Source organism: Betaproteobacteria bacterium (assembly GCA_016720925.1).
Taxonomy (GTDB): domain Bacteria; phylum Pseudomonadota; class Gammaproteobacteria; order Burkholderiales; family Usitatibacteraceae; genus UKL13-2.
On the sequence record JADKJR010000036.1, the window covers coordinates 313,777 to 336,614 of the forward strand.

Genomic DNA, 22,838 nt, shown 5'->3' on the forward strand with positions numbered 1-22,838 from the left:
AATGCGGTCGGCGAGAAAGAAGAATGCTTCGCCGGGATCCAACGTTCGATCGATGTGATTGGCAGACATCGTATGCGTCACTGTCGGGGATCAATCAGATCTGCGGTCGCTGCACTTTCTGGTAGGCCGCCAGCAAACGCCGGTGCATATCACTGCCTTCCATGTTCGCGCCCAGCGTGTTTAGCCCGAAGAATTGCTGTTCCCGGTCCACCAGCGCCCAGGCCTGGCGCAGTGCATCCGCGCCGAACAGCAGTTGCAGGTTTGCATCGTATCGTCTGGCGTCTTCGAGTTGAAGGATGTTTTCAATGCACCGATAGACACGGCCACGCTCTTCGCCCAGTTGTCCGAACTGGCTGATCCACGCGCAGCCGTCCAGCGCGGCCTCCTTGTCATCCGCGGCGAGTCCTGCCAGCGCCTTCAATTCGCCCACTCGCAGATCCACCCACGCCGTGCCGGCATCGGCGGCGAGGCCGATGAGTGTGGTGATCGGCAGGTTCTCGGCCAGGTCCAGCTCATCAAATATTTCAAGCAAGGCCACGCATTCTTCCTGGCTCAGTTCAGGCAATCTCAGGATGGCAGGCCGCACCAGATTGCCGACCGTGTTGTTTTCCCATTGCAATTCTTCGATCGGATAGATCTCCGACATGCCCGGCACAAATATGCGGCAGGCGTAGACGCCCAGGTGCGTGAAATCGGCAATGTAAATATCATGGCCGCTGGCATGAATGCGTTGTATGGACCAATCGTAATCTTCCTGGGTGGTCGTGCCGAAATTCCAGTCGACAAATTGGAAGTCTGGCGTGTCGCGCAGGAATTCCCAGCTGATCACTCCGCTGGAATCGACGAAATGGATTTCCAGGTTCTGTGCATCGGCGATTTCGTCCATATCGAAACCGGGTGCCGGAAAATCCCCCAGCGAATCCAGCGCGCGGCCCTGCAGCAGTTCGGTCAATGCGCGCTCGAGCGCGACTTCGAAGCGCGGATGCGCGCCAAAGCTGGCAAAAATACCCTGGTCCTTCGGATGCAGCAGCGTCACGTTCATCACCGGGAACTCGCCGCCGAGCGAGGCATCCTTCACCAGGATGCCGAAGCCCGCCGCGCGCAGGCCGCGAATGCCGGCGGCAATACGCGGATACCGGTTGATCACTGCTTCCGGCACGTCCGGCAGGCAAATGCCTTCGCGAATGATGCGGAACTTGATGTCCCGCTCAAAGATCTCCGAAAGCGCCTGCGTGCGTGCTTCCATCATCGTGTTGCCCGCCGACATGCCGTTACTGACATACAGGTTGCCGATGAGATTGACCGGGAACAGGGCGGTCGCGCCATCGCGTAGCCGCGTGTAGGGAATGGCGCAAATGCCGCGCGCCGCGTTGCCGGAATTGAGGTCGATGAGCTGGTCGGCGCGTACCGCCTTGTCCGGGTTGTAAAACGCTTGAAGCTCAGGGGTGAGCAGGCCTTTCGGCCAGGCCTTACCTTTACCTTTGAGTGGAAACCATTGCTCGTTGGGGTAATGGACAAACTTGTTGTTGGCGATCGTTTCGCCAAGATAGAAATGAGTCCAGAAATAGTTGGTACTGAGGCGCTCGAAGAATTCTCCCAGCGCGCTGGCGCGCGCGGCCAGCTCGGAGCCGCCCTTGCCGTTGCTGAACAGGCGTGTGCAATCGCGGTCTGTGACATGCACCGACCAGATGTTTTCGATCTCATTGAGCCACGAACGCTCGACGACATGAAAGCCGAGCGCGTCGAGCTTGCCAAGCAGCGTGGCGATCGATGATTCGAGCGAGGCATCTTTACTGGGGATGAAGGTTTCGTGGTTTGGCATGGAATATCTTTTCGGTTCGTGAAGGCGATAATGGAGGCAATGATGGAGGCGATGATAGAGGCGATATGGTACGCAGGGTTACGCGGAAGCGCTTTCATTTTTCTTTGCCGCGAGCCGCCAGATCCGGGGAAATGCGGCCTGATTGGCCAAACTCCAGTATTGGCGCGGCCTCCAGGCCGTTTTGCCATGGAAAGCCGCGCCCAATGGCGATCTTTGTCGTCGGGAACGAAGAATCGGCATGACACGAAACTCGACGTGTCTCGACCTCAAACATGGCACGCAAGATACATTTGTTCGGAATCGGATGGCCTTCGTTCAGGCAGAATGGCGGCGACCTATATTTGCCAATGCGCGCATTTGCTCAATGCGTGCTTTTACCAACACACGCGGTGTTCTCGCCGGAAAAAACCGGGATCATGCCGGGTGAAGATACCGAATCAGCCGTTTACTTGAGGAGAAAAACATGAAAGTCACATTGATGCGTACCGGGTTTGCGTTGCTGGCCGCGGGCTTGATGGCCGGCGCCAGTCATGCGCAAGAGGTGCGCGGCCGCGCCATTCACAGCGGCCCCATCATTGGCGTTGGCAGCCGTCTTTGCGTTGAACTTGCGCAGGCCTCCGCGCAAGAGGGCGTGCGTATCCAGCAAGACCGGTGCAGCGATGCGCCCGGCGGGTGGGATGTGATGGAATTGGGCAATAGTGAGTTCGCCATCGTCAACCGCAATAGCGGTCGGGTGCTGGATGTACAGAACGCATCCGGGCAGGACGGCGCCACGGTGCACCAATGGACGTGGAACCAGAGTGGCGCGCAGCGCTGGCGGTTGGAGTCCAAGGTGGCTGGCACCTACCTGATCGTCAACGTTGCCAGCGGAAAATGCCTTGACGTTGAAGGGGCCTCCACATCATCGGGCGCAAGGATCACGCAGTACCGTTGCACCGGCGGGGAAAACCAGTTGTTTCGCTTTGGCCGCGCCGGCGCGCAAGCGAGCGGCAGTGGATTTTCTGGCGGCGTGATGCGGCCAGGTGCTGCCATTGCGCCGCCCGCGGCATCCGTCGCAACGGTCGGCACGCGTCCAACCGGTCGTACCCTGTACACCGGCATGATTCATTCCCGTGCCACCGACAAGTGCGTCGATGTCGAACGCTTGAGTACGGTGGACGGCGCTAATATCCATCAGTGGAGCTGCAACGCGTCCGCCGCCCAGATATGGGATGTGGTCGATGTCGGCCGCAATGAGATTGCCTTTGTCGCGCAAGCCAGCAACAAGGTAATGGATGTGCAGGGCGGTGATCGCCGCAGCGGCGCCGATGTTCGCCAGTATTCGTGGACCGGCGCACCCTCACAGCGCTGGCGCATGGAGAATGCGGAGCGTGGATTCTCCATTATCGTGAATGTGGGCAGCGGCAAGTGCCTGGATCTGGATGCGGCGCGCGGCATCGATGGTGCCGAAATCATGCAGTTCGATTGTCATGGTGGCGTCAACCAGCAATGGCGTGTCGAGATCAGTGGCAACGATTCCGACTGGCGCGGCTACAATTCCGGCCGCAAGTGGGGCGGCAAGAATCAATCCTACTCGGACGAGCCGCCTGCATTTCTGGTGGGCGATTTCAAGGGTTATAACAACACCTATCAAGCCAATGTCCAATTGTCGATTTTCTCGGATGGCGTGGTTATCGCCGCGATTGATGGCGGCCAGCGGGTGACCGGCTACTATCGTGGTTCGCAACTGTTTCTGGGCAATGCGCGTTTCGATATCCAGCAGGAAATCACCGGCTTTCGCGCCGCCCAGGTCGGGCGACCGTCGAATACGATTGCCTATACGCGTGCGCGTTACGAATCGCCGCGAGGCAAGCAGAAATCAGACAATCGCAACTGAGCGGGCGCACGCCTGATCGAACAAAGGGGCTCGGTGGGGCCCCTTTTTTTTCCGGTGAATGTGAATTAGGTGAAATCAAAAGCGCTGTCTCCCAATTGGCGAAATAGCCGAAGAACGGGCGCGAGAGTGGCTTGCGGCTGAGTTCCTGCCCAACAAATGCATTGATATGTTTGTTGGGAAACGCTATTGTTTTCCCCTTCAGGCACCCCAAAGTACTAAAAATGACTAAAACTCCCGCAAAAACACCCGTGAAAGCTACCAAGAAATCCGCTGCCGCTGCAGCACCGGAAGCTCCCGTCGCTGCAAAGCCCGTCGCCTACGCGACCGGTCAGATCGCTGCGGTGCACGCGCAGCCGTTTACGCGGCCCCCCGCATTTGTGCCGAAAAAGCCACGCGGTAGCTGATGCGGGTACCGAATCAGCCAGATAACCGGCTGATTTAAAATGGTTTTATGATGTGCCGGCCAAATTAGGTGTTGCCAATTTGGCGGTATTTTCACGTCTGGAGCCAGCGTGGATTCTTTATCCATTCTTTCGCGCTGCCAATCGCTGCTTTCGTTGCCTTCCTTTCCCCGATCAATTCCCGCGCCAGTTTTGTGTGCCAAACTTCCCCGCGAAATGAAGCCCGTCCGCTGCGAAATCGATTTCCCCATGCTGGCGACGCTCACGCCATCGGAGCGATTGCGCCTGATATTTACGCAGCCGGTGGCGGTGCATATGGCCATGCGCATCGCGGAGGTTTCAGCGGTGCTGGAGAAAGTTGCGCGCGCGAGTGCGGCTGGCCACTGGTGCGTGGGGTTTGTTGCACATGAAGCCGCCCCGGCGTTTGATGCGGCGCTAATGGTGCAAGCAGAAGACAATCAGCCATTGGCCTGGTTTGCGGAGTTTGCGGCGCCCGCCGCCGCCTGCCCGGAAAACGATGCGTCATCGGTTGACTGCCGCATCACCCGTCCGCCGGAAGTGGCGACGTATCACGTCGGCGAATGGCGAACGGACATTGACCACGCCGCCTTCCGGGAGAAGGTTGAATCGATCCGCGCCGATATTCGAGACGGGCGTTTCTATCAGGTCAATCTCACCACCCGCCTCGCCGCCGATTTTGCCGGCGACGCGCTGGCGTTTCATCGTGCGCTGCAATACTCGCAGCCGAACGGCTATCACGCCTATGTCGACACCGGCGACGCGCAATTGCTGTCGGTCTCGCCGGAATTGTTTTTCTCGCTGCACGGCGGCAAGGTGACAACACAGCCGATGAAAGGCACCGCGCCGCGTGGCGATACGCAGGAAGCAGATGAACGCATCGCCTGGGAACTCACGCATTCGGACAAGGAACGCGCCGAGAATTTGATGATCGTCGACCTGTTGCGCAATGATCTTTCGCGTATCGCGCGGCCGAATTCTGTTGAAGTGGCCGCGCTGTTCGCGCTGCAACCGCTGCCAAGTGTCTGGCAGATGACCTCAACCATCAATGCGACGCTACGTGACGGCTTGGGGCTGACAGACGTGTTTCGTGCGCTGTTTCCCTGCGGGTCCGTGACTGGCGCACCGAAGGTTGAAGCGATGCACGCGATCTGCGATCTGGAAACGGCACCGCGCGGTGCGTATTGCGGCGCGATCGGCTACGTGGCGCCATCCGTCGATGGCCATATACGCGCGTGCTTCAACGTCGGCATCCGCAGTGTATGGATTGAGCGCGGCCGGGCGATATGCGGGGTGGGCGGCGGCATAACCTGGGATTCCACCGTCGAGGGCGAGTGGGCAGAGGTGATATACAAGAGCCGCTTCGTGAAGCGCGCATCGAAACCGTTTGAATTGCTCGAGACGTTGCGATTGGAGGAGGGCGATTTTGCACTGCGCGAGCGGCATCTGGATCGCATGGAGAATTCGGCGCGGCATTTCCGTTTTGCGTTTGATCGCGCACAGTTGCTGCGTGAGCTTGACCGGCTGAAGCACCAATATCCGCGCGGGGTCTGGCGCGCGCGCCTGCTGCTGGATCGCGAGGGCGCCATGCGCGCGGAAGCGATACCATTTGACGAGGCACCCGCACAGGCGACATTCCGCATGGCGGATGCGCCCATTTCCAGCGCCGATGAATTCCTGCTGCACAAAACGACGCGCCGGGAAATTTATGAACAGCACGCGCCGCGTGGACAGGCGGCGTTCGATACGCTGCTGTGGAATGAGCGGGGCGAGCTGACTGAATTTACCCGGGCCAATCTGGTGGTGAAACGCGATGGCGTATTGTGGACGCCGCCGGTGTCGTGCGGGCTGCTCAATGGCACGTTACGGGATGAACTGGTGGCGTGGGGTGTTTTGCAGGAACGCGTGTTACGGCGTGAAGATATTTTTCTTGCCGAGGAGATTTGGTGGCTGAATGGCTTGCGAGGATGGGTGGAGGTGCGGCCCGCAACACCGGACGCGCTTGAAATGGCGGCTTAAGTGCGCGCACGGCCCCTCATCCCCACCCTTCTCCCGCGGGAGAAGAGCTATCTGGTGCCTGATTTGCTGGCCCCAAATTTGCGCCTCATATTCTGCGGTACGGCGCCTTCAAAAGCCTCCGCTGCCGCGAAGGCTTATTACGCAAAGCCGGGCAACAAGTTCTGGCCAACCCTGCATCAGGTGGGGATCACACCACGGCGATTCACGCCCAACGAGTACCCGCAATTGCTGGCGCTGGGGATTGGCCTGACCGATTTGTGCAAGGTTCACAGCGGCGTGGATGCGGAGTTGCCGGACGATGCGTTTGACCTGGCCGAATTCCGCCACAAGCTGGCGCAATTTCAACCGGCAATGGTCGCGTTCACCAGCAAGAATGCGGCACAGTCCGCGCTGACGCGCGCAGTGGATTACGGGTTACAGAAAGACGTTTGGGGAAAGACAAGATTCTTCGTGCTGCCATCGCCTTCGGGCCTGGCGACGCGGTTTTTCAACATAGAGGTGTGGCAAGCGCTTGCTCGCGAGATCACCGGCAAGCAGGTTCGGTAGATCGAAGCGATAGCTCTGAAGTAAGCAAGAAAAAGCGGCGCGGATGACATCTCGCGCCGCTTCATATTCTGGCAGGCCAGTCTATTTGCTGCAGGTCGGCCCCAGATATTTGCTCTCGAACTGCATCTGCATATTGCCCATCCCCGGCGGCATGTTCTTCGCGTTTTCGCCCGACATCTTCATCTTGGTGAGACCCTTCACGTTGTTATCGGAAAACGCAAGCGTGGTCGTTGAGAGCATGCCTTCCTTGGGGCAATCCACGTCATAGCTCATGGTATTGCCGCTGTTCTTCACGTTTTTCACCTCGCAGGAAGTGTCCCGTTTGCCGCTCTTCGGGTCGCCAAACGGGTCACCTTTGCTTTTATCAAGGTCCTCCTTGGTGTAGCACTTCTTGAATGTGTTGTTGCCACCGCCCATTCCCGCGGGCATTCCCGGAATTTCCATCTTCACCGTCGTTTCATATTCGCCAGGCTTCATTTTTCCCTTCAGGTCGAGCCCGGCCTGGGCGTGCGCGATGAAAGCAGCAGTGCCGATGATTGCGGCGAGAATGAGTTTTTTCATGGAGGCTCCTGGAAAAGTTTTGACAACGTGATGTTAGCGGGCGTTCGCGCGGAATACAATCACGTCATGACGGGTGCCACCAACTCGCTGCATGACGCCAAGAAAGCCCTGCGTACCGCGGTACTGGCCGCACGCGATGCCATGCCGGCGGATGCGCGGCAGGCAGCGGCAAAGGCGATCACGCAACGCCTCGTCGGCCTGGATGCCTATCGTGACGCAAGCAGCGTTCTGACTTACATGAGCTTCGGCACGGAACTCGATACGCACCACTTTTTCGATCGCCTGTTGCGGGACGGTAAAATGGCGGCGCTGCCGCGTATTGACAAAGCATCGAAGTCGCTCGTGATTCATCGTGTTGAAAGTCATGCCGATCTGGTTGACGGCGTCTGGGGTATTCGCGAACCGCGTGCCGATGCGCCGCAGGTGGCGATGGCAGATATCGACATGGTGCTGATGCCGGGACTGGCTTTCGATCGCTCGGGCAACCGGTTGGGCTACGGTGCGGGATATTACGACCGGCTGCTGGCATCGGCATTGCGCAAGCCGCTGCGCGTGGCGGCCGCGTTTGATTGTCAGGTGGTTGACGCCGTGCCGACCGGGCCAGACGACCAGCCGTTTCACATACTTGTTACCGAATCCCAATTACTGCACATTTCCCCATGACTGCAAAACTGATCGATGGCAAAGTTATCTCCGAATTCTTTCGCGCTGAATACAAGCTGCGTGTCGATCGCCTGATCGAGCGCGGCGTGAAGCCTGGCCTCGCGGTGGTGATCGTCGGCGCCGACCCTGCCTCGCAGGTATACGTGCGCAACAAGGCGCGCGCCTGCGAAGCCATCGGCATGTATTCCGAGGTCCATGCCCAGCCGGCCAGCATCACCCAGCCCGAGTTGGTCGCGTTCATCCAGACGCTGAACGCCAATCCGGCGATTCACGGCATGCTGGTGCAATTGCCCCTGCCAAAGGAGATCGACGACCGCGCCATCATCGAAGCGATCCATCCCGACAAGGATGTCGATGGCTTTCACTACGCCAACATGGGCGCGCTGGTGATCGACGAAAGCCGCTATCCGCCGTGCACGCCGTATGGCGTCATGAAGATGCTGGAGTACGAAGGCATCGGCGTGGAAGGCAAGCACGTGGTCATCGTCGGCCGCTCCAACATCGTCGGCAAACCGCAGGCGATGCTGATGCTGAAAGCCGGCGGCACGGTGACGATCTGTCATTCCAAGACGCGAGACATCGGCAAATTCACCCGCGATGCCGATATCCTGGTCGCCGCCGTCGGCAAGCCGCGCATGATTACCGGCGATATGCTGAAACCGGGCGCGGTGGTAATCGATGTCGGTATCAACCGCTTGCCCGACGGCAAGTTGGTGGGCGATGTGGATTTTGAATCAGCGAAAGAAATTGCCTCCGCGATCACGCCGGTGCCCGGTGGTGTCGGGCCCATGACGATTACCATGCTGCTGGGAAACACGTTGCGTGCGGCGGAGCGGAAGGCGGGACTGTTCGAATCGGGGAAAGAGACGATGCTGGCGTAGTGGCTCGTCGCGGCGGGCGCGCCGTGCGGATTGGTAAACTAGGGCCGGTGTGCTGCCCCCCAGCCCGCCGGCCTCGAAGGGGGGGCGCCCACGGCAGCAGCAGGAAACCGCAGGAACACCCTTTCTCGCATTCCAAACAGTTAACTTTCATCATACAGACAAATCGCCAACACAGTGTTCAACAGCTTGATACAAACTCAAGCACCGGCGCGCCCTCCAGGCCAAAAAGCCTCTAAAACTCGCGCCAGTGCTTGATCTACGCGCTTTTGTCCCGCGCCCGAGCAGAAACGGCTTCCTGCCTGATAATGGAACCTTGTTGTTTCTGAGCCTTCACCGCCGCGGAGCATTGCCATGACAGCCTACGATCAGGGCCTCGAGAAGAATCCTGCCAATTTCACGCCGCTGACCCCGCTTTCGTTCCTGCCGAAAGCGGCGGCGGTTTATCCCAATCGCACGGCCATCATTCACGGCCCGCGCCGATTCACGTGGAGCCAGCTCTACGCCCGCGCGCGTCGCCTCGCCTCCGCCTTGAAACTGCGCGGCGTGGGCAAGGGCACCACGGTGGCGGCGATGCTGCCGAACATTCCCGAGATGATCGAAATGCACTTCGGACCGGCGATGATCGGTGCGGTGGTCAATACGCTGAACACACGGCTCGACGCCGAGGCGATTGCCTTCATGCTCGATCACGGCGAGGCGAAGGTGCTGATCACCGATCGCGAGTTCGCGCCGGTCATTGAAGCCGCGCTGGCACTCTGCAAGGTCAAACCGCTGGTGATCGACGTGCTCGACCCGGTCTACACCGGTAATGGCAAGAAGCTGGGCGAGACCGACTATGAAGCCTTCATCGCAACCGGTGATGCCGCTTTCGAATGGGCGATGCCGGTTGATGAGTGGGACGCGATTTCGCTGAACTACACCTCCGGCACCACGGGTAATCCCAAGGGCGTGGTCTATCACCATCGCGGCGCGCATCAGAACGCGGTCGACAATATCCTCGAATGGTCGATGCCGAAGCACAGCGTGTATCTGTGGACGCTGCCGATGTTCCATTGCAACGGCTGGTGTTTCCCGTGGACGATTGCCGCCAATGTCGGCACCCACGTGTGCCTGCGCCGGGTGGATGCGAAATTGATTTTTGAGCTGATCCGCGAACACCGCGTCACGCATTTCTGCGGCGCGCCGATCGTGCACAGCTTGCTGATCAATGCGCCGGAAGAGCAGAAGCGCGGCATCGAACAGAAAGTGCACGTCATGGTGGCCGGCGCCGCGCCACCCGGGGCGATGATCGAGGGCATGGCCAAGCTCGGTTTCGCGCTGACACATGTGTATGGCCTGACCGAGGTTTACGGGCCTGCCGGCGTCTGCGCCAAGCACCCGGAATGGGAAGCGCTGCCGCTGGATGAGCAGGTGCGATTGAATGGACGGCAGGGTGTTGCGTACCTGTTGCAGGAAGGCATGACGGTGATGGACCCGGAAACGATGCGGGAAGTGCCGGCCGACGGTGAAACCATGGGCGAAATCATGTTCCGTGGCAACATCACCATGAAGGGCTATCTGAAGAACTCCAAGGCCAGCGACGAAGCGTTCGCCGGCGGCTGGTTTCACTCGGGCGATCTGGCGGTGATTCACCCGGATGGCTATGTCAAAATCAAGGACCGCGCGAAAGATGTCATTATCTCCGGTGGCGAGAATATTTCCTCGCAGGAAGTCGAGGACGTGTTGTCGCATCATCCCGCAGTCCTGGTCGCGGCGGTGGTGGCGCAACCGGACGGTAAATGGGGCGAGGTGGGATGCGCGTTTGTGGAACTGAAAGAGGGTGCAACCGCGACCGAAGAAGAAATGCTGGTGTTTTGCCGTGAACGCATGGCACGATTCAAGGTGCCGAAGAAGTTCATCTTCCGGCCGCTGCCGAAAACATCGACCGGCAAGATCCAGAAGTTTGTGTTGCGGGAATGGGCGCGGAGCAAGGATGCGATTGAATGACAAGATCGCAGCGGGGAACACATTGGGCGGATAGACCAGACAAGAAATGGATTTGCAGATGGAAGGTGGAGATGGTTCGACAACAAATAATCCTTTGCATGATGGGTCCATTCAAGGCCATGGAGGCCGTGGCATGACGCCCATGCGGCATCACTTCTATCGCGCACTTTCCAGCAGCGGATTCAGTCGCGTCCACTACACCGAGTGGGGCGATCCCGCCAATACGAATGTGCTGATATGTGTGCACGGCCTGACGCGTTGTGGGCGCGATTTCGATACGCTGGCGATGGCCATGCAGGATCGTTACCGGGTGATTTGTCCCGATATCGCCGGGCGCGGCGAGAGCGACTGGTACGCCAACAAAGCCGATTACAACTACGTGCAGTACATGAACGACATGGTGGCCCTGATCGCGCGCGCCACGGCAAATGGCGTGGAGACACTGCACTGGCTTGGCACCTCCATGGGTGGCATTATCGGCATGTTGCTGGCCTCGGAAGGCAACACGCCGATCACCCGATTGGTCTTGAATGATGTGGGTTCACTCATTCCCAAGGCGTCGCTGGATCGTATCGGCATGTATCTTGGCGCGACGCCACGGTTTGCGGATTTCGAGTCAATCGTGATGGCGGTGCGTGCGGTGAGTCCGTTCGGCGAAATGTCCGATGACACGTGGCGGCAGCTGACGGTGCCACTGGTGAAGCAAGAGGCCGATGGTGCATGGACGTTTCGCTATGATCCGGGCGTCGGCAATACCTTTGCCGCGGGCGCCACGCAGGATGTGGATCTGTCGACCGTATGGGACAAGGTGACTTGCCCGGTGCTGATCACCCGCGGCACCGAGTCGGATTTGCTGATGAAAGAAACGTACGAAAAAATGTGCCGGAAACCCGGTGTGCGCGGTGTTGAATTTACGCATGTCGGGCATGCGCCGATGTTCCAGGAAGCAGGGCAGATCAAGGCCGTGCGCGATTTCCTGCTTGCGGAATAATCACCAGGCGCCGGGTTTTCTGACGCCCTAATCCCGAAACTTCGGCGGCACCTTTTGCATGCTGGCCATCATTGCTTCCTGCAGGTCAGATGACATCAGCATGGCGGCGTTCCAGGTGGCGATGTAATTGAGGCTGTCCGCCACCGAGTGATCGCGCGCATAGACGATCATCTCCTTGGTGCCGCGCATGGCCAGCGGTGATTTGGCGGCGATTTCGGCGGCGATTTGCTGCACGCCCGCCAGCAGCGCGTCGGGCGTCTCAAACACGCGATTGACCAGCCCCGTCGTTTTCGCTTCGTCAGAGGTGAATTTGCGTCCCGTGTAAGCCAGTTCGCGCACCATGCCATCGCCGATCAGCCTGGGCAGGCGTTGCAGCGTACCGACATCGGCGGTCATGCCCATGTCGATCTCTTTGATGGAGAAGAATGCGTCGGCCGAGCAGAAGCGCATGTCCGCGCAGCAGATCAAATCAATCCCGCCGCCGATGCAGGCGCCGTGAATGGCGGCAATCACCGGTTTGCGGCAACGCTCCAAGCTGGTCAGCGTATCCTGCAAGTTCAGGATCACCCGACGCAACTTTTCGCGTTTTCGGCCCTCACAGTCATCATCGACTTCATCGGCAACGCCTGCCAGCATGGCCAGATCGATTCCCGACGTAAAGTGCGCACCGTTTCCACTGATGATCGCCAACCGCGCCTCGGGCGTGTTATCGATCCAGTCGAATGCAATGCGCAATTCGGTCCACACCTCGCGGCACATGGCATTGGCCTTGTCGGGGCGGTTGAGGCGAACGTGGGCGATATGGCGCTCAAGCGAGAGTTCCAGAGTGGTCAGCGTCGGCATATTCGGCGGCATGTTGATTTGTCTCATTGGTTGGTGGTGACATTTTACGTTGGCAGCCTTGCAAAAGTGATTTTCGCCCAACAAGTAAAATCCCACCTGCACAGGTAGTATTTCCCAGTGGCGAAAATGGTCTAATACCCTTATGTCAACTATTCCCAATCGCCGAAAAAACAACCGCAATGAGATCAGCGCAGAGTTGGCTGCGGCGATCCGCGCCGTCGAGGAAGACTGTCATCAGCGCATGGCCAAGATCCGGCAGAACACGCGAATGAAAGATGTGCTTCAGCTGAAAGAGGTAACGCCAAGCGAGCAATTACGCCCCCACATGCTGCATAACCGCGTCCTTCACCAGCTTGAAGCCGCGGCTGAATTGCGCATGCGCGAAATTCTCGACGGGCATTTGGTGGAATTGCGCGCACAGCGCGATTTGATGGCGCTGGAACAGCTTCGCAGCCATTTCCTGCATCGCGAGTGGTCCCACCTCAAGGGCGGGTATCCGGTAATGTTCCGCACCGCGGAAGTCGAAGCGGAAAAATTGATCGTCAGGCTGGAATACGAGTCCGACTCCAAGCGCAGGAAGAAAAGCGGCAGGTAAGACAGGCAAGCTGCTGGCCGGGGCCGCTTTTCTGCCCCGCAGCCCCGTTTGCACAAATCCGCGGTAGCGTTTGCACAATTCGCCGTGCAATCGAAGATAATGTCGCCTCACCTTCGCCCCGGTATATGCAATGTTCACTTTGCGCTCGCGCCTCTCTTCCGTTCTCGCGACCCTTTGCGCGATCACATCGTTACTCGATTCCACCGCCTTCGCCCAGAATTTCGACAAGGCTGAAATCAAGACCGAGAAACTCTCGCCAACCACCTACATGATGGTGGGTGCGGGCGGCAATCTGGGCGTTTCCATTGGCGACGATGCGGTATTCGTGATCGATGACCAGTACGCGCCCATGACGCCGAAAATCACCGCCGCCATCAAGGCGCTGACCGACAAGCCGGTGCAGTTCGTCCTGAATACCCACTGGCACGGCGACCATACCGGCGGCAATGAAAATTTCAGCAAGGCGGGCAGCTTGATTGTGGCGCATGAAAATGTCCGCAAGCGGCTCTCCACCGATCAGTTCATCCAGCTCTTCAAAATGCAGGCGCTGGCTTCGCCCAAGGCGGCATTGCCGGTGGTGACGTTTACCAGTGACCTCACATTCCATCTCAACGGCGACGAAATATTCGTGTTTCATGTGCCGAAAGCCCATACCGACGGCGACGCCATTGTGCATTTCAGGAACAGTAATGTTATTCACATGGGTGACACATACTTCAATGGTTTCTATCCGTTTATCGATTCCTCCAGTGGCGGCACGCCGGATGGCGTGATTGCCGCGTCGGATCGCGTTCTGGCGCTTGCCGATGACAAGACCCGTATCATCCCCGGCCACGGCCCGGTTTCCACCAAAGCCGATCTGAAGGTGTATCGGGACGTGATTGCCACCGTGAACGGCCGGGTGAAGGCGTTGATGAAAGAGGGCAAGAAACTGCAGGATATTCTCGCCGCCACACCCTCCGCCGAATTCGACGAAAAGTGGGGCAAGTCATTCATCTCGCCGGGACGATTTGTCGAAATGCTGGTGATCGCGCAAACCCCTGCCACTGCTCCTGTTCCCGCACCGGCGCCTGCCACTGCCCCGGCAGCGAAATAGTCAATGCACACTGCATGGTATTTTCTCGGCGGTGCGATTTTTTTTGAGGTCGCCGGTACCACCTGCATGAAGCTCTCGAAGGGTTTCACCGAGATCACGCCGAGTATCCTGATGTTCGTGCTGTACGCCTGCGCGTTTGGCCTCAATACGGTGGCGACCAAGACGATCGAACTCAGCGTGGCTTATGCCATCTGGTCCGGGGTGGGCACCGCGTTGACCGCGGCGATCGGCATTTTCTACTTCAAGGAACCGGCCACGACCCTGAAGATGGTCTCGCTGGGATTGATCGTCATTGGTGTGATGGGGCTGCATTCGGCATCGGTGGCCAAGTAGGCGGACGCATTTTCCGGGAAAGCTCACCGGGAAGGTGACAATTCTGCCCAGTACGCGGCTCGCGCTTTGCCAGTACCATTCGCGCCATTCCACGCACGTTCCGTCACCCATCCCAACCGCTTGATCTCATTCGCGCGTAGCATGCCTCCAGTTCCAATCGGAGGGCGCCATATGCTGCAAGTAAATGATCTCTGGAAATCCTACGATGCCCGTCAGGTCGTCGCGGGTATTTCCTTGAACGCCGAACCCGGCCAGATTGTCGGCCTGTTAGGCCCAAACGGCGCGGGCAAGACCACCACTGTTTCGATGATTTGCGGACTGACCGCGCCCGACAAAGGCGAAGTCCGGCTGGCGGGATTACGCATCGATGGCGACGCGAGTCCGGCGAAGAAACGAATCGGTCTGGTGCCGCAGGATATCGCCCTCTACGAAGAACTGTCCGCGATGGGCAACCTGGAAATCTTTGGCGCACTTTACGGTTTGAGCGGCGCGCTGCTGCGGGAACGGGCCAACGCGGCACTTGACTTGGTCGGCCTCGCCGATCGCGCCCGCGACAAGCCCTCGATTTTTTCCGGCGGCATGAAGCGCCGGCTTAACATCGCCTGCGCGCTGGTACACGATCCCGACATCCTGCTGCTCGATGAACCGACGGTCGGCATCGATCCGCAAAGCCGCAACGCGATTGTCGACAACCTGGAAACCCTGAAAGCACGCGGCAAGACCATGGTTTACACCACGCACTACATGGAGGAAGCCGAGCGCTTGTGCGATCGCATCGTCATCATCGATCACGGCAAAGTCATCGCCGACGATACGCTCGCGGGACTCTACCGCCAGTTGCCGGCTTCAGCGTCGCTGGATATCGAACTGGAGACGGGGACGGGAAATGCAGTTGATATTGCGGCGCTATTGGGTGAAGCAGGTGTGAAGACGGCCGCACAACAGAATGGCCGGCTGACGGTAGGCGTCGATTCGCTTGCGGCATCCGCATCGACAGTGCTCGGCTGGCTGGCTGCGCGCGGCCATAAAGTGAATCGGATCAGTTCTGGCCGCGCGAATCTTGAAACCCTGTTTCTAAGTCTCACTGGCCGTCAACTAAGGGACGCATAAGAATGAACGCCTTCATTGCACTTGTCCGAAAAGACCTCAAGCTGTACTTCTCCAATCGCCGCGCGCTCATCATTACGCTCGCCGCCCCCATCGCCATCGCCGCATTCTTCGGCTCGCTGTTCGGTGGCGGCGACAAGGCAACCGCGCGGGTTCCCATCGCCATCGTCGATCAGGACAACAGCGCAATTTCGACGCAGATCATCGCCGGACTCAACAGCGATACGGCGTTGAGTGTGCAAGCCATGGAAAACGATGCCGCGATAGAGCAGGTCAGAAAGGGAAAGCTCCGCGCCGCCGTGATCGTGCCAAAGGGATTCGGCGACCAGGCCAGCCGCGCCATGTTCCGGCCGGGCGCCAAACCGGAAATCGCCATTCACTACGACCCGTCACAATCGATGGTCATGCCGATGGTGCGCGGGATGCTCACACAGCACGTCATGAAGGCGGTATCGCAATCGGCGTTCAGCAATAACTCGACCGTCATGACCGGGTTCCGCGGCGAGGTCAGCGCGAGCAAGAGCATTCCGGACGACGAGAAACGCGATTTGGTCGGTATGTTCGACAGCATCGAGCGTGTGCAAAAACGTTCGGCCGGCCCAGCGGGCACATCCACGGGCGAATCAAAGTTGTCCGGCTTCGATATGCCCTTCACCACGCAGGCAAATGAGGTCACGTCCGCCAAGGAGCGCAAGTACAACAGCTACTCGCATTCCTTCGCAGGCATGAGCGTGCAATTCATCATGTTCATGGGCATCGACATCGGTATCGGTTTGTTGCTGACGCGTCGCATGGGCCTGTGGAAGCGGCTGCGCGCGGCGCCGGTGACCAAAACATTGCTGCTGGGCAGCACGGTGGCCAGCAGTGCACTCATTGCCATCATCCTGATGCTGTGCATTTTTGCAACGGGCATGGCGTTTTTTGGCGTACGAATCGAGGGCAGCGTCATTGGGTTCCTTGGCATGGTGGTCTGCTTCGCCATGCTGACGTCGAGCTTCGGCCTGCTGCTGGCCGCCATCGGCAACAATCCTGAAGCCACGCGCGGCTTGGCTATTTTCGCCACGCTGCTGATGGTCATGCTGGGCGGCGCCTGGGTGCCGTCGTTCATATTTCCGGAGTGGCTGCAAACGTTGTCAATGTTCGTGCCGACGCGCTGGGCAATCGACGGACTCGCGGCAATGACGTGGCGCGGACTGGGTATCGATGCGGCGCTTGCGCCGATGGGGGGCCTGATCGTGTCGAGCGCGGTGTTGTTCGCGATCGCAATCTGGCGGTTCCGATGGAATGAGTGAGGACACAAAGGATGCCCTGCGGCATGCTTTGTGCCATACGAAGCCGGGCGCGCCGGGACCGAAGGGATTTCCTGCTGAAATGGGGCGCGAGTTGCGCCAGGAAACGCGAGCGCGCCTGCTACTCTGGCGCCTCCACCAACCCTTTCTTCTTCAGCATCGGCATCACCGATGGTGCGCGGCCACGGAACGCGCGATAAGCCTCAGCGGGATCGCGCGTATTGCCGGCGGAATAAATATGCTGCAGCAGGCGCTGTGCGACGGCGGGATCAAACGGATCGCCGGCTTCGACAAATGCCTCATACCCGTCCGCATCCAAAACTTCCGCCCAAAGGTATACGTAATACTGCGAAGAATAACTGGTGCCCGCAAACAGGTGCCGGAAGTGCGGCAAGCGGTGACGCATGACAATGTCGCCCGGCATGCCGATTTCTTTCAATGCCGCCAACTCGAAGGCATGGGCATCGAGCCCATCGGTATTGGTCAAAGAATGGATCGCCAGATCGACCAATGCCGACGCGGTGTATTCCACCGATTCGATGCCCTGGTTGAAGCGCCGCGCTGTTTGTAGGCGGGCAACAAGCTCATCGGAAATGGCTTCGCCCGTCAAGTAGTGGCGCGCATGCCGCTTCAGCACTTCCGGCTCGGACAGCCAGTGCTCGAATATCTGGGAAGGCAGCTCAACAAAATCGCGCAGTACCTGCGTGCCGGAGAGGCGTTCATAGTGAACATTGGAAAGCAGACCATGCAGCCCATGACCAAATTCGTGGAACAGGGTGCGCGCATCGTCGAAGCTCAGCAGTGCCGGCTGACCCGGTGCGCCCTTGGCGAAATTATTGTTATTGACGATGATGGGCGTGATGCTGCCGCCAGGCTCATCACGATGCCTGCTTTGCAGCCGGAAATTGCTCATCCACGCCCCGCCGCGTTTGGTGGCGCGGGCGAAGTTATCGTGCAGGAATACACCGATGAGGCGGTCGTCGGACGCACGCACTTCGTACACCTTCACGTCGGGGTGATAGCCCTTGACCTCGGGCTTGACAGCAAACGTGAGGCCAAACAGCCGATGCGCGCAATCGAACGCCGCCTCGACCATGCGGTCCAGCGAGAAGTATGGTTTGACAGACGCATCGTCCAGATCATAGCGAACCTGCCGCACCTTCTCGGCGTAATACCGCCAGTCCCATGGCTGCACCTTGAACTTCTGCCAGTCGCTGCCGTGCTCGGCATCCGCAAAGGCCTGTATGGCCTCACGCTCCTGGGCCGCGCGCGCCTTGGCCGGGCTCCACACTTGTTTCAATAATTCCGCTACCGCTTCTTTGGTGCGCGCCATCGTATCCGTGAGCGCGTAGTCGGCGTAGCAGGCATAGCCATGCAACTTTGCCTGCTCAAGGCGCAAAGCCATGATCTCGCGGATCACCGGCAGGTTATCGTGCTCGCCTTCGGCCGAGATCGCGCCCTCGCCACGCGCGATCCATGCCGTAAAGGCGATCTCGCGCAAGTCGCGCCGCGTCGAGAACGTCAGGAATGGGACGATCAGTGACCGCGACAGTGTGATCACATGCCCATTGATACCGCGTTCGATCCCCGCCTGCATTGCCGCGGCGCGCAGGGATTCCGGCAGGCCGGCCAGATCGTCTTCGTTTTCCAGCACCAATTGGTATTTCGCCTCGTCGGCCAGCACGTTCTGACTGAATAGTGTGGTCAGTTCGGCGAGTCTTTCGGTGACTTGGGCGTAGCGTTTTTGCGCGACGCCTGAGAGCCGGGCGCCCGCGCGGACGAAATCCAGATGTACGCGTTCAAGCAATCGCAACCGTTCGGCGTTGAGCGGGAGCTCCTTTCGATTCGCGTGCACTGCATCGACACGCTTGAACAATCCGTCATGCATGAAGATTTCATTGTTGTGTGCCGCAAGCGGCGCGGCCATCTCGCGTTCCACTGTCTGGAGTTCCGGTGAAGTGGCCGACGCCGTCAGGTTGAAGAACAGCGACTCAATACGCTTCAGCAGTCGCCCGCTGCGATCAAAAGCGGCGACGGTGTTTTCAAACGTCGGCGCATCAACGGATTGCGCGATGGCATCAATCTCGCCGCGGTGCTCTCTTAACGCATGTGCGAATGCGGGAACGAAATGTCCGGCGCGTATATCCGCGAATGGCGGAAGCCCGTACGGCGTATTCCAGGGCGCGATCAGGGGGTTGGCCAGCAGATTGGGGTCGAGCGACGCGTTCATGCAGGGAACTTCCTGAGGAAGGAATGAGAGGGGAGATTCTACACGTGGGGTATGCAATCGGTTGTGGCAGGAGCAAACACCAGCATTGGCGAGCCTTGCAGGGCTAAAAAGGCCTGAACACCGCGACAGTAGCGGGGATTCATGTTCCGTCGACATCGTTGCGGGGCTATCGGTACGCACTGATAGTCCTGCGCCGCGAGGAGGCATTCTCGGCCTTGTCGATCCGGCGCCCAAGCACCCCGCGGATGCTATGCTCCGAATTCATTAACGTCCGTCTATGTGCCTGCCGCTGCAATCATGTCAACTCTCTCCCCACACTACACGGATACCGCCATGCAATCTTTCCGGAAGCCGGTGTATTTCTTTGCCATCGCCATCACAATGGCCGCGACCGCGACCGCTGCAACCGCCAATGCGGCGACCGCGGATCTGTTTCGGCCAGCGGCCACGACGAATTCCACTAAAATCGTCCGCGCCGGTGCTGCCGTGGAACCTGAATTGCGGCGAACGCGAATTGTGCAACCGGACGTCGCGCTGCTGTCGCGCATGGCGTTGCAGATGGACGCGCTGGTTCCCGCGGACAGCACCGTTCGCCTTGGTTTCTTCGACGATGTATCGCTGGTTGTTGAATTCAATGCGACCGTGCGTGTCGGTGGCAGCACGGTGCTTACCGGAGTTGTGCCCGGCATCCCCCGCAGCGCGGCGACCTTCGTTGTGAAGGAGGGCGCAGTGGTTGGTAACGTGCATACTGCAGGACTCCTGTATCAATTGCGGTTCCGTCAAGTGGACGGTGCGACGGTTCACGAGGCGCGCGAAATCGACCCCTCGTTGTTTCGCGACCACGACAAGAACTACGACGCGTTTGTGCAGCAGGAAGCAGAGCGCGTGCGAAAGGCTCCTCCTGAGGGTGCTGCAAAGGCGAGCGTCGAAGTGAGCGCGGCCGACGACGGTTCGCTTGTTGACGTGCTGGTGGCTTACACGAGCGCCGCGCGCAACGGAGCGGGCGGTGCGGCGGCCATCGTTTCGCAGATAGAACTTGCGGTGGCCGAGACCAATCTGTCTTACCAGAATAGCGGCGTCGTACATCGCTTGCGGCTGGTTAAAACGCTGGAAGTCGATTACACCGAGACCGGATCCTCGTCCACCGATCTCACCCGCCTGCGCGCGAAGAACGACAAGATGGCCGACGAAGTGCACGCGTATCGTGCCGCCTATGGCGCCGACATCGTCAGCCTGATTGTCGAGCGTATGGACGACGCCTGCGGTATCGGTTACCTGATGACGAACGTGGCGACCAGCTTCGCCAGTTCGGCGTTCAATGTGGTGGCACGCGGATGCGCGACCGGTATCTACGCGTTCGGACATGAAGTTGGGCACAACATGGGACTGCGGCATGATGTGTATGAAGACCCGGGCACGACACCATTTCCGGACGCGCATGGCTACGTTGAGCTGGGTGCCCGTTTTCGCACGGTCATGGCATACAACGATGCCTGCATCGCGCAGGGATTCAGTTGCCGCCGCACCGCGAATTTCTCCAATCCGGACATCCTGCTTGAGGGTGTGCCCACGGGACTGACGGCCACTGCCAACGCAGTACGCGTGCTGAATAGTACGCGTACGACCGTGGCCGGCTTCATCCCGGCGCTGGATCTCAGCAACGGTGGGCCCATTCTGTTTTTCAAGACCAGCTATTCCGGCACCGAGGGGAACACAGTGCAATTGAGTGTCGAGCGGCTCACGGGAGCCCCAGGCTCGGCGTCGGTGCAATACAGCACGGTTGCCGGCACCGCCGTGTCAGGCACGGATTTTGTTCCGGCATCCGGCACGATCACGTGGGGCAACGGGGATTTCGCGCCCAAGAACATCACCGTTACGCTGCTGCAGGATGAACTGGTCGAACCAAGTAAATCCTTCACGGTGGTGTTGAGCAATCCCGTGGGCGCGATCCTCGGCGCAAACAGTACGGCGACGGTGACGGTTCTCGATGATGAAGCGGGTGTGTTCCCGCCGGGCTGCGTGGTGCCCGCCGGATGGAACGACAATGTCGACGGTTCGCGGCTCGGCTGGATCGCCAGCACGGACAATGCCGGTGAGGGCCGCTGCAGTCTCAAGTCAGGTCCGATCGGTGATTCGGGCAGCAACTCGATCAAGGTTTTGTCCCGCGTCTCCGTGACCGGGAATTTCCTTGCCGGAACCGTTCGTTTCGCACGCCGTGTTTCCAGCGAGAACACTTTCGATTGTTTCCGCTTCATCATCGACGGCGTCCAGCAGGATGTCGGCGGACAGTGTTCCGCGAGCGGCGGCATTGGCGCCTCCGGCGAGGTGCCGTGGGGCAGCGTCGAGTTCCCATTGAGCGCGGCGCGGCATACGTTGACTTGGTCCTACGAAAAAGATGCCAACACGGCCGACGGTGAGGACGCCGTCTGGATCGACGATGTGCGATTGCCGCAAGAAGGCATTTTGCTGACAGTCACGAAATCGGGTAACGGCAGCGGGACGATTACGTCCACGCCGGGCGGGATCAGTTGCGGCAGCAGTTGCACATATGTGGCGCCAGCAAATTCGTTGGTCACATTGACCGCGACCGCCACGGCAAGCGACACATTCACCGGTTGGTCGGGCGCCTGCGCGGGAACCGGGTCATGCACCATCACACTGGACGCGAGCAAGCTCGTGACAGCCACCTTTGATGCGGCTCTCGGCAGCAAACCGCTCGATTACACCGACCTGTGGTGGGGAGGCGAATCCGAGAATGGCTGGGGTATATCGATCACCCAGCACACGCCGTCCGACGTGCAATTCAATGCCTTCTATGTCTATGAAGCCAACGGCACGCCGACGTGGTACGTCATGCCCGGCGGCACATGGAATTCCAACTTCACGGCCTATACCGGCGCCCTTTACCGGCCGACAGGCTCGCCGCTGGACAAATACAACGCGAGCCAAATGGTGGTCGGCGCATCGGTGGGTAATGCCACGCTGACATTCATCAGCGCCACAGCGGCGACGGTCAGCTACACCATCAATGGCATCAGCGCGAGCAAGAACATCGTCCGTCAATCATTCGGTGTGCCTGCAACGGTGGCCGGGCTCAAGGTCGGCGACCTCTGGTGGGGAGGCGCCACCCAGAATGGCTGGGGCGTATCGATTGCGCAGCAATTCAACACGCTTTTCGGCGTCTGGTACACCTACGCTTCAAATGGGCAGGCAACCTGGTATGTCATGCCTGGCGGCAACTGGTTCGGCAACACTTACATTGGCAACCTGTACTCGACGACCGGTTCGCCGTGGCTGGGCGCAGCGTACAACCCCGGCACATTGGTGGCCACAGCGGTCGGCAGCCTGACCCTCAAATTCACGCCGGATGCAGCCGGAACGGCGTCATCGAGCGCGCTCATGACGTACACCTTCAATCCCGCCACGCTACCTGGCGGTGGTTTTGTCTCCGGTTACACGCAAGACAAGAGCATTTCGCGGCAGGGTTTTTGAGTCCTGGCTAATATCGTTGAAACTTGTGAAACGGCATTGATCGTCGTGGTGTACCTTCGTGGAGCGAGTGTTCGTGGAGTCAAACTCCA

General features: G+C 59.3%; 18 protein-coding genes. 14 read left to right on the forward strand and 4 right to left on the reverse strand.

The window, feature by feature from the left end; translation table 11 throughout:
* Positions 1–94: 94 nt before the first annotated feature.
* A complete protein-coding gene (locus tag IPP88_24175) occupies positions 95–1,822 on the reverse strand; it encodes a YcaO-like family protein (protein MBL0125625.1) in 1,728 nt (575 codons plus the stop codon).
* Positions 1,823–2,285: 463 nt separating this feature from the next.
* Here IPP88_24175 and IPP88_24180 point away from each other — a divergent pair, with 463 nt between their 5' ends.
* The 4 genes from IPP88_24180 to IPP88_24195 all read left to right on the forward strand — a co-directional run bounded on the left by IPP88_24180 (position 2,286) and on the right by IPP88_24195 (position 6,682).
* Positions 2,286–3,698, forward strand: coding sequence for an RICIN domain-containing protein (locus IPP88_24180; protein ID MBL0125626.1), 1,413 nt, complete (start codon positions 2,286–2,288; stop codon positions 3,696–3,698).
* Positions 3,699–3,919: 221 nt separating this feature from the next.
* The gene (locus tag IPP88_24185) at positions 3,920–4,102 is read left to right on the forward strand and encodes a hypothetical protein (protein MBL0125627.1); all 183 of its coding nucleotides are present in this window, start codon (positions 3,920–3,922) and stop codon (positions 4,100–4,102) included.
* A gap of 246 nt (positions 4,103–4,348) precedes the next feature.
* Positions 4,349–6,136, forward strand: coding sequence for an aminodeoxychorismate synthase component I (pabB, locus tag IPP88_24190; GenBank protein ID MBL0125628.1), 1,788 nt, complete (start codon positions 4,349–4,351; stop codon positions 6,134–6,136).
* Between the two features lie 63 nt (positions 6,137–6,199).
* Complete coding sequence (locus tag IPP88_24195) at positions 6,200–6,682, forward strand: mismatch-specific DNA-glycosylase (GenBank protein ID MBL0125629.1); 483 nt, start codon at positions 6,200–6,202, stop codon at positions 6,680–6,682.
* An 81-nt stretch (positions 6,683–6,763) separates the two neighbouring features.
* Here the strand turns inward: IPP88_24195 and IPP88_24200 are convergent, their stop codons facing one another.
* Positions 6,764–7,243 (reverse strand): DUF3617 family protein, encoded by a 480-nt coding sequence (locus IPP88_24200; protein MBL0125630.1) that lies wholly within the window; start codon positions 7,241–7,243, stop codon positions 6,764–6,766.
* Positions 7,244–7,273: 30 nt separating this feature from the next.
* Between IPP88_24200 and IPP88_24205 the strand changes: the two genes are divergently transcribed.
* The 4 genes from IPP88_24205 (at position 7,274) to IPP88_24220 (ending at position 11,764) form a co-directional block, all read left to right on the forward strand.
* Positions 7,274–7,906 (forward strand): 5-formyltetrahydrofolate cyclo-ligase, encoded by a 633-nt coding sequence (locus IPP88_24205; GenBank protein ID MBL0125631.1) that lies wholly within the window; start codon positions 7,274–7,276, stop codon positions 7,904–7,906.
* On the forward strand, positions 7,903–8,787 hold the full coding sequence (folD, locus tag IPP88_24210; protein ID MBL0125632.1) for a bifunctional methylenetetrahydrofolate dehydrogenase/methenyltetrahydrofolate cyclohydrolase FolD: 885 nt from the start codon (positions 7,903–7,905) through the stop codon (positions 8,785–8,787). The genes IPP88_24205 and folD overlap by 4 nt, the downstream gene beginning before the upstream one ends.
* 345 nt (positions 8,788–9,132) lie before the next feature.
* The gene (locus tag IPP88_24215) at positions 9,133–10,773 is read left to right on the forward strand and encodes an acyl-CoA synthetase (GenBank protein MBL0125633.1); all 1,641 of its coding nucleotides are present in this window, start codon (positions 9,133–9,135) and stop codon (positions 10,771–10,773) included.
* A 142-nt stretch (positions 10,774–10,915) separates the two neighbouring features.
* A complete protein-coding gene (locus IPP88_24220; GenBank protein ID MBL0125634.1) occupies positions 10,916–11,764 on the forward strand; it encodes an alpha/beta hydrolase in 849 nt (282 codons plus the stop codon).
* 27 nt (positions 11,765–11,791) lie between these two features.
* On the opposite strand, the gene IPP88_24225 is transcribed toward IPP88_24220, so the two are convergent.
* The gene (locus IPP88_24225; GenBank protein MBL0125635.1) at positions 11,792–12,607 is read right to left on the reverse strand and encodes a crotonase/enoyl-CoA hydratase family protein; all 816 of its coding nucleotides are present in this window, start codon (positions 12,605–12,607) and stop codon (positions 11,792–11,794) included.
* A gap of 142 nt (positions 12,608–12,749) precedes the next feature.
* Here IPP88_24225 and IPP88_24230 point away from each other — a divergent pair, with 142 nt between their 5' ends.
* The 5 genes from IPP88_24230 (at position 12,750) to IPP88_24250 (ending at position 17,030) form a co-directional block, all read left to right on the forward strand.
* Positions 12,750–13,202 carry a hypothetical protein gene (locus tag IPP88_24230; GenBank protein MBL0125636.1) on the forward strand — a complete coding sequence of 151 codons (453 nt, stop codon included), beginning with the start codon at positions 12,750–12,752 and terminating at the stop codon, positions 13,200–13,202.
* A 130-nt stretch (positions 13,203–13,332) separates the two neighbouring features.
* Positions 13,333–14,298, forward strand: a complete 966-nt coding sequence (locus IPP88_24235) for an MBL fold metallo-hydrolase (GenBank protein MBL0125637.1) — start codon at positions 13,333–13,335, stop codon at positions 14,296–14,298.
* Positions 14,299–14,301: 3 nt separating this feature from the next.
* Positions 14,302–14,631 (forward strand): multidrug efflux SMR transporter, encoded by a 330-nt coding sequence (locus IPP88_24240; GenBank protein MBL0125638.1) that lies wholly within the window; start codon positions 14,302–14,304, stop codon positions 14,629–14,631.
* A 171-nt stretch (positions 14,632–14,802) separates the two neighbouring features.
* On the forward strand, positions 14,803–15,741 hold the full coding sequence (locus IPP88_24245; protein ID MBL0125639.1) for an ABC transporter ATP-binding protein: 939 nt from the start codon (positions 14,803–14,805) through the stop codon (positions 15,739–15,741).
* A 2-nt stretch (positions 15,742–15,743) separates the two neighbouring features.
* Positions 15,744–17,030 (forward strand): ABC transporter permease, encoded by a 1,287-nt coding sequence (locus IPP88_24250; protein ID MBL0125640.1) that lies wholly within the window; start codon positions 15,744–15,746, stop codon positions 17,028–17,030.
* Positions 17,031–17,148: 118 nt separating this feature from the next.
* On the opposite strand, the gene IPP88_24255 is transcribed toward IPP88_24250, so the two are convergent.
* Positions 17,149–19,257, reverse strand: a complete 2,109-nt coding sequence (locus IPP88_24255) for a M3 family metallopeptidase (GenBank protein ID MBL0125641.1) — start codon at positions 19,255–19,257, stop codon at positions 17,149–17,151.
* Positions 19,258–19,554: 297 nt separating this feature from the next.
* Between IPP88_24255 and IPP88_24260 the strand changes: the two genes are divergently transcribed.
* On the forward strand, positions 19,555–22,749 hold the full coding sequence (locus IPP88_24260) for a hypothetical protein (GenBank protein MBL0125642.1): 3,195 nt from the start codon (positions 19,555–19,557) through the stop codon (positions 22,747–22,749).
* The last annotated feature ends 89 nt before the right edge of the window (positions 22,750–22,838 follow it).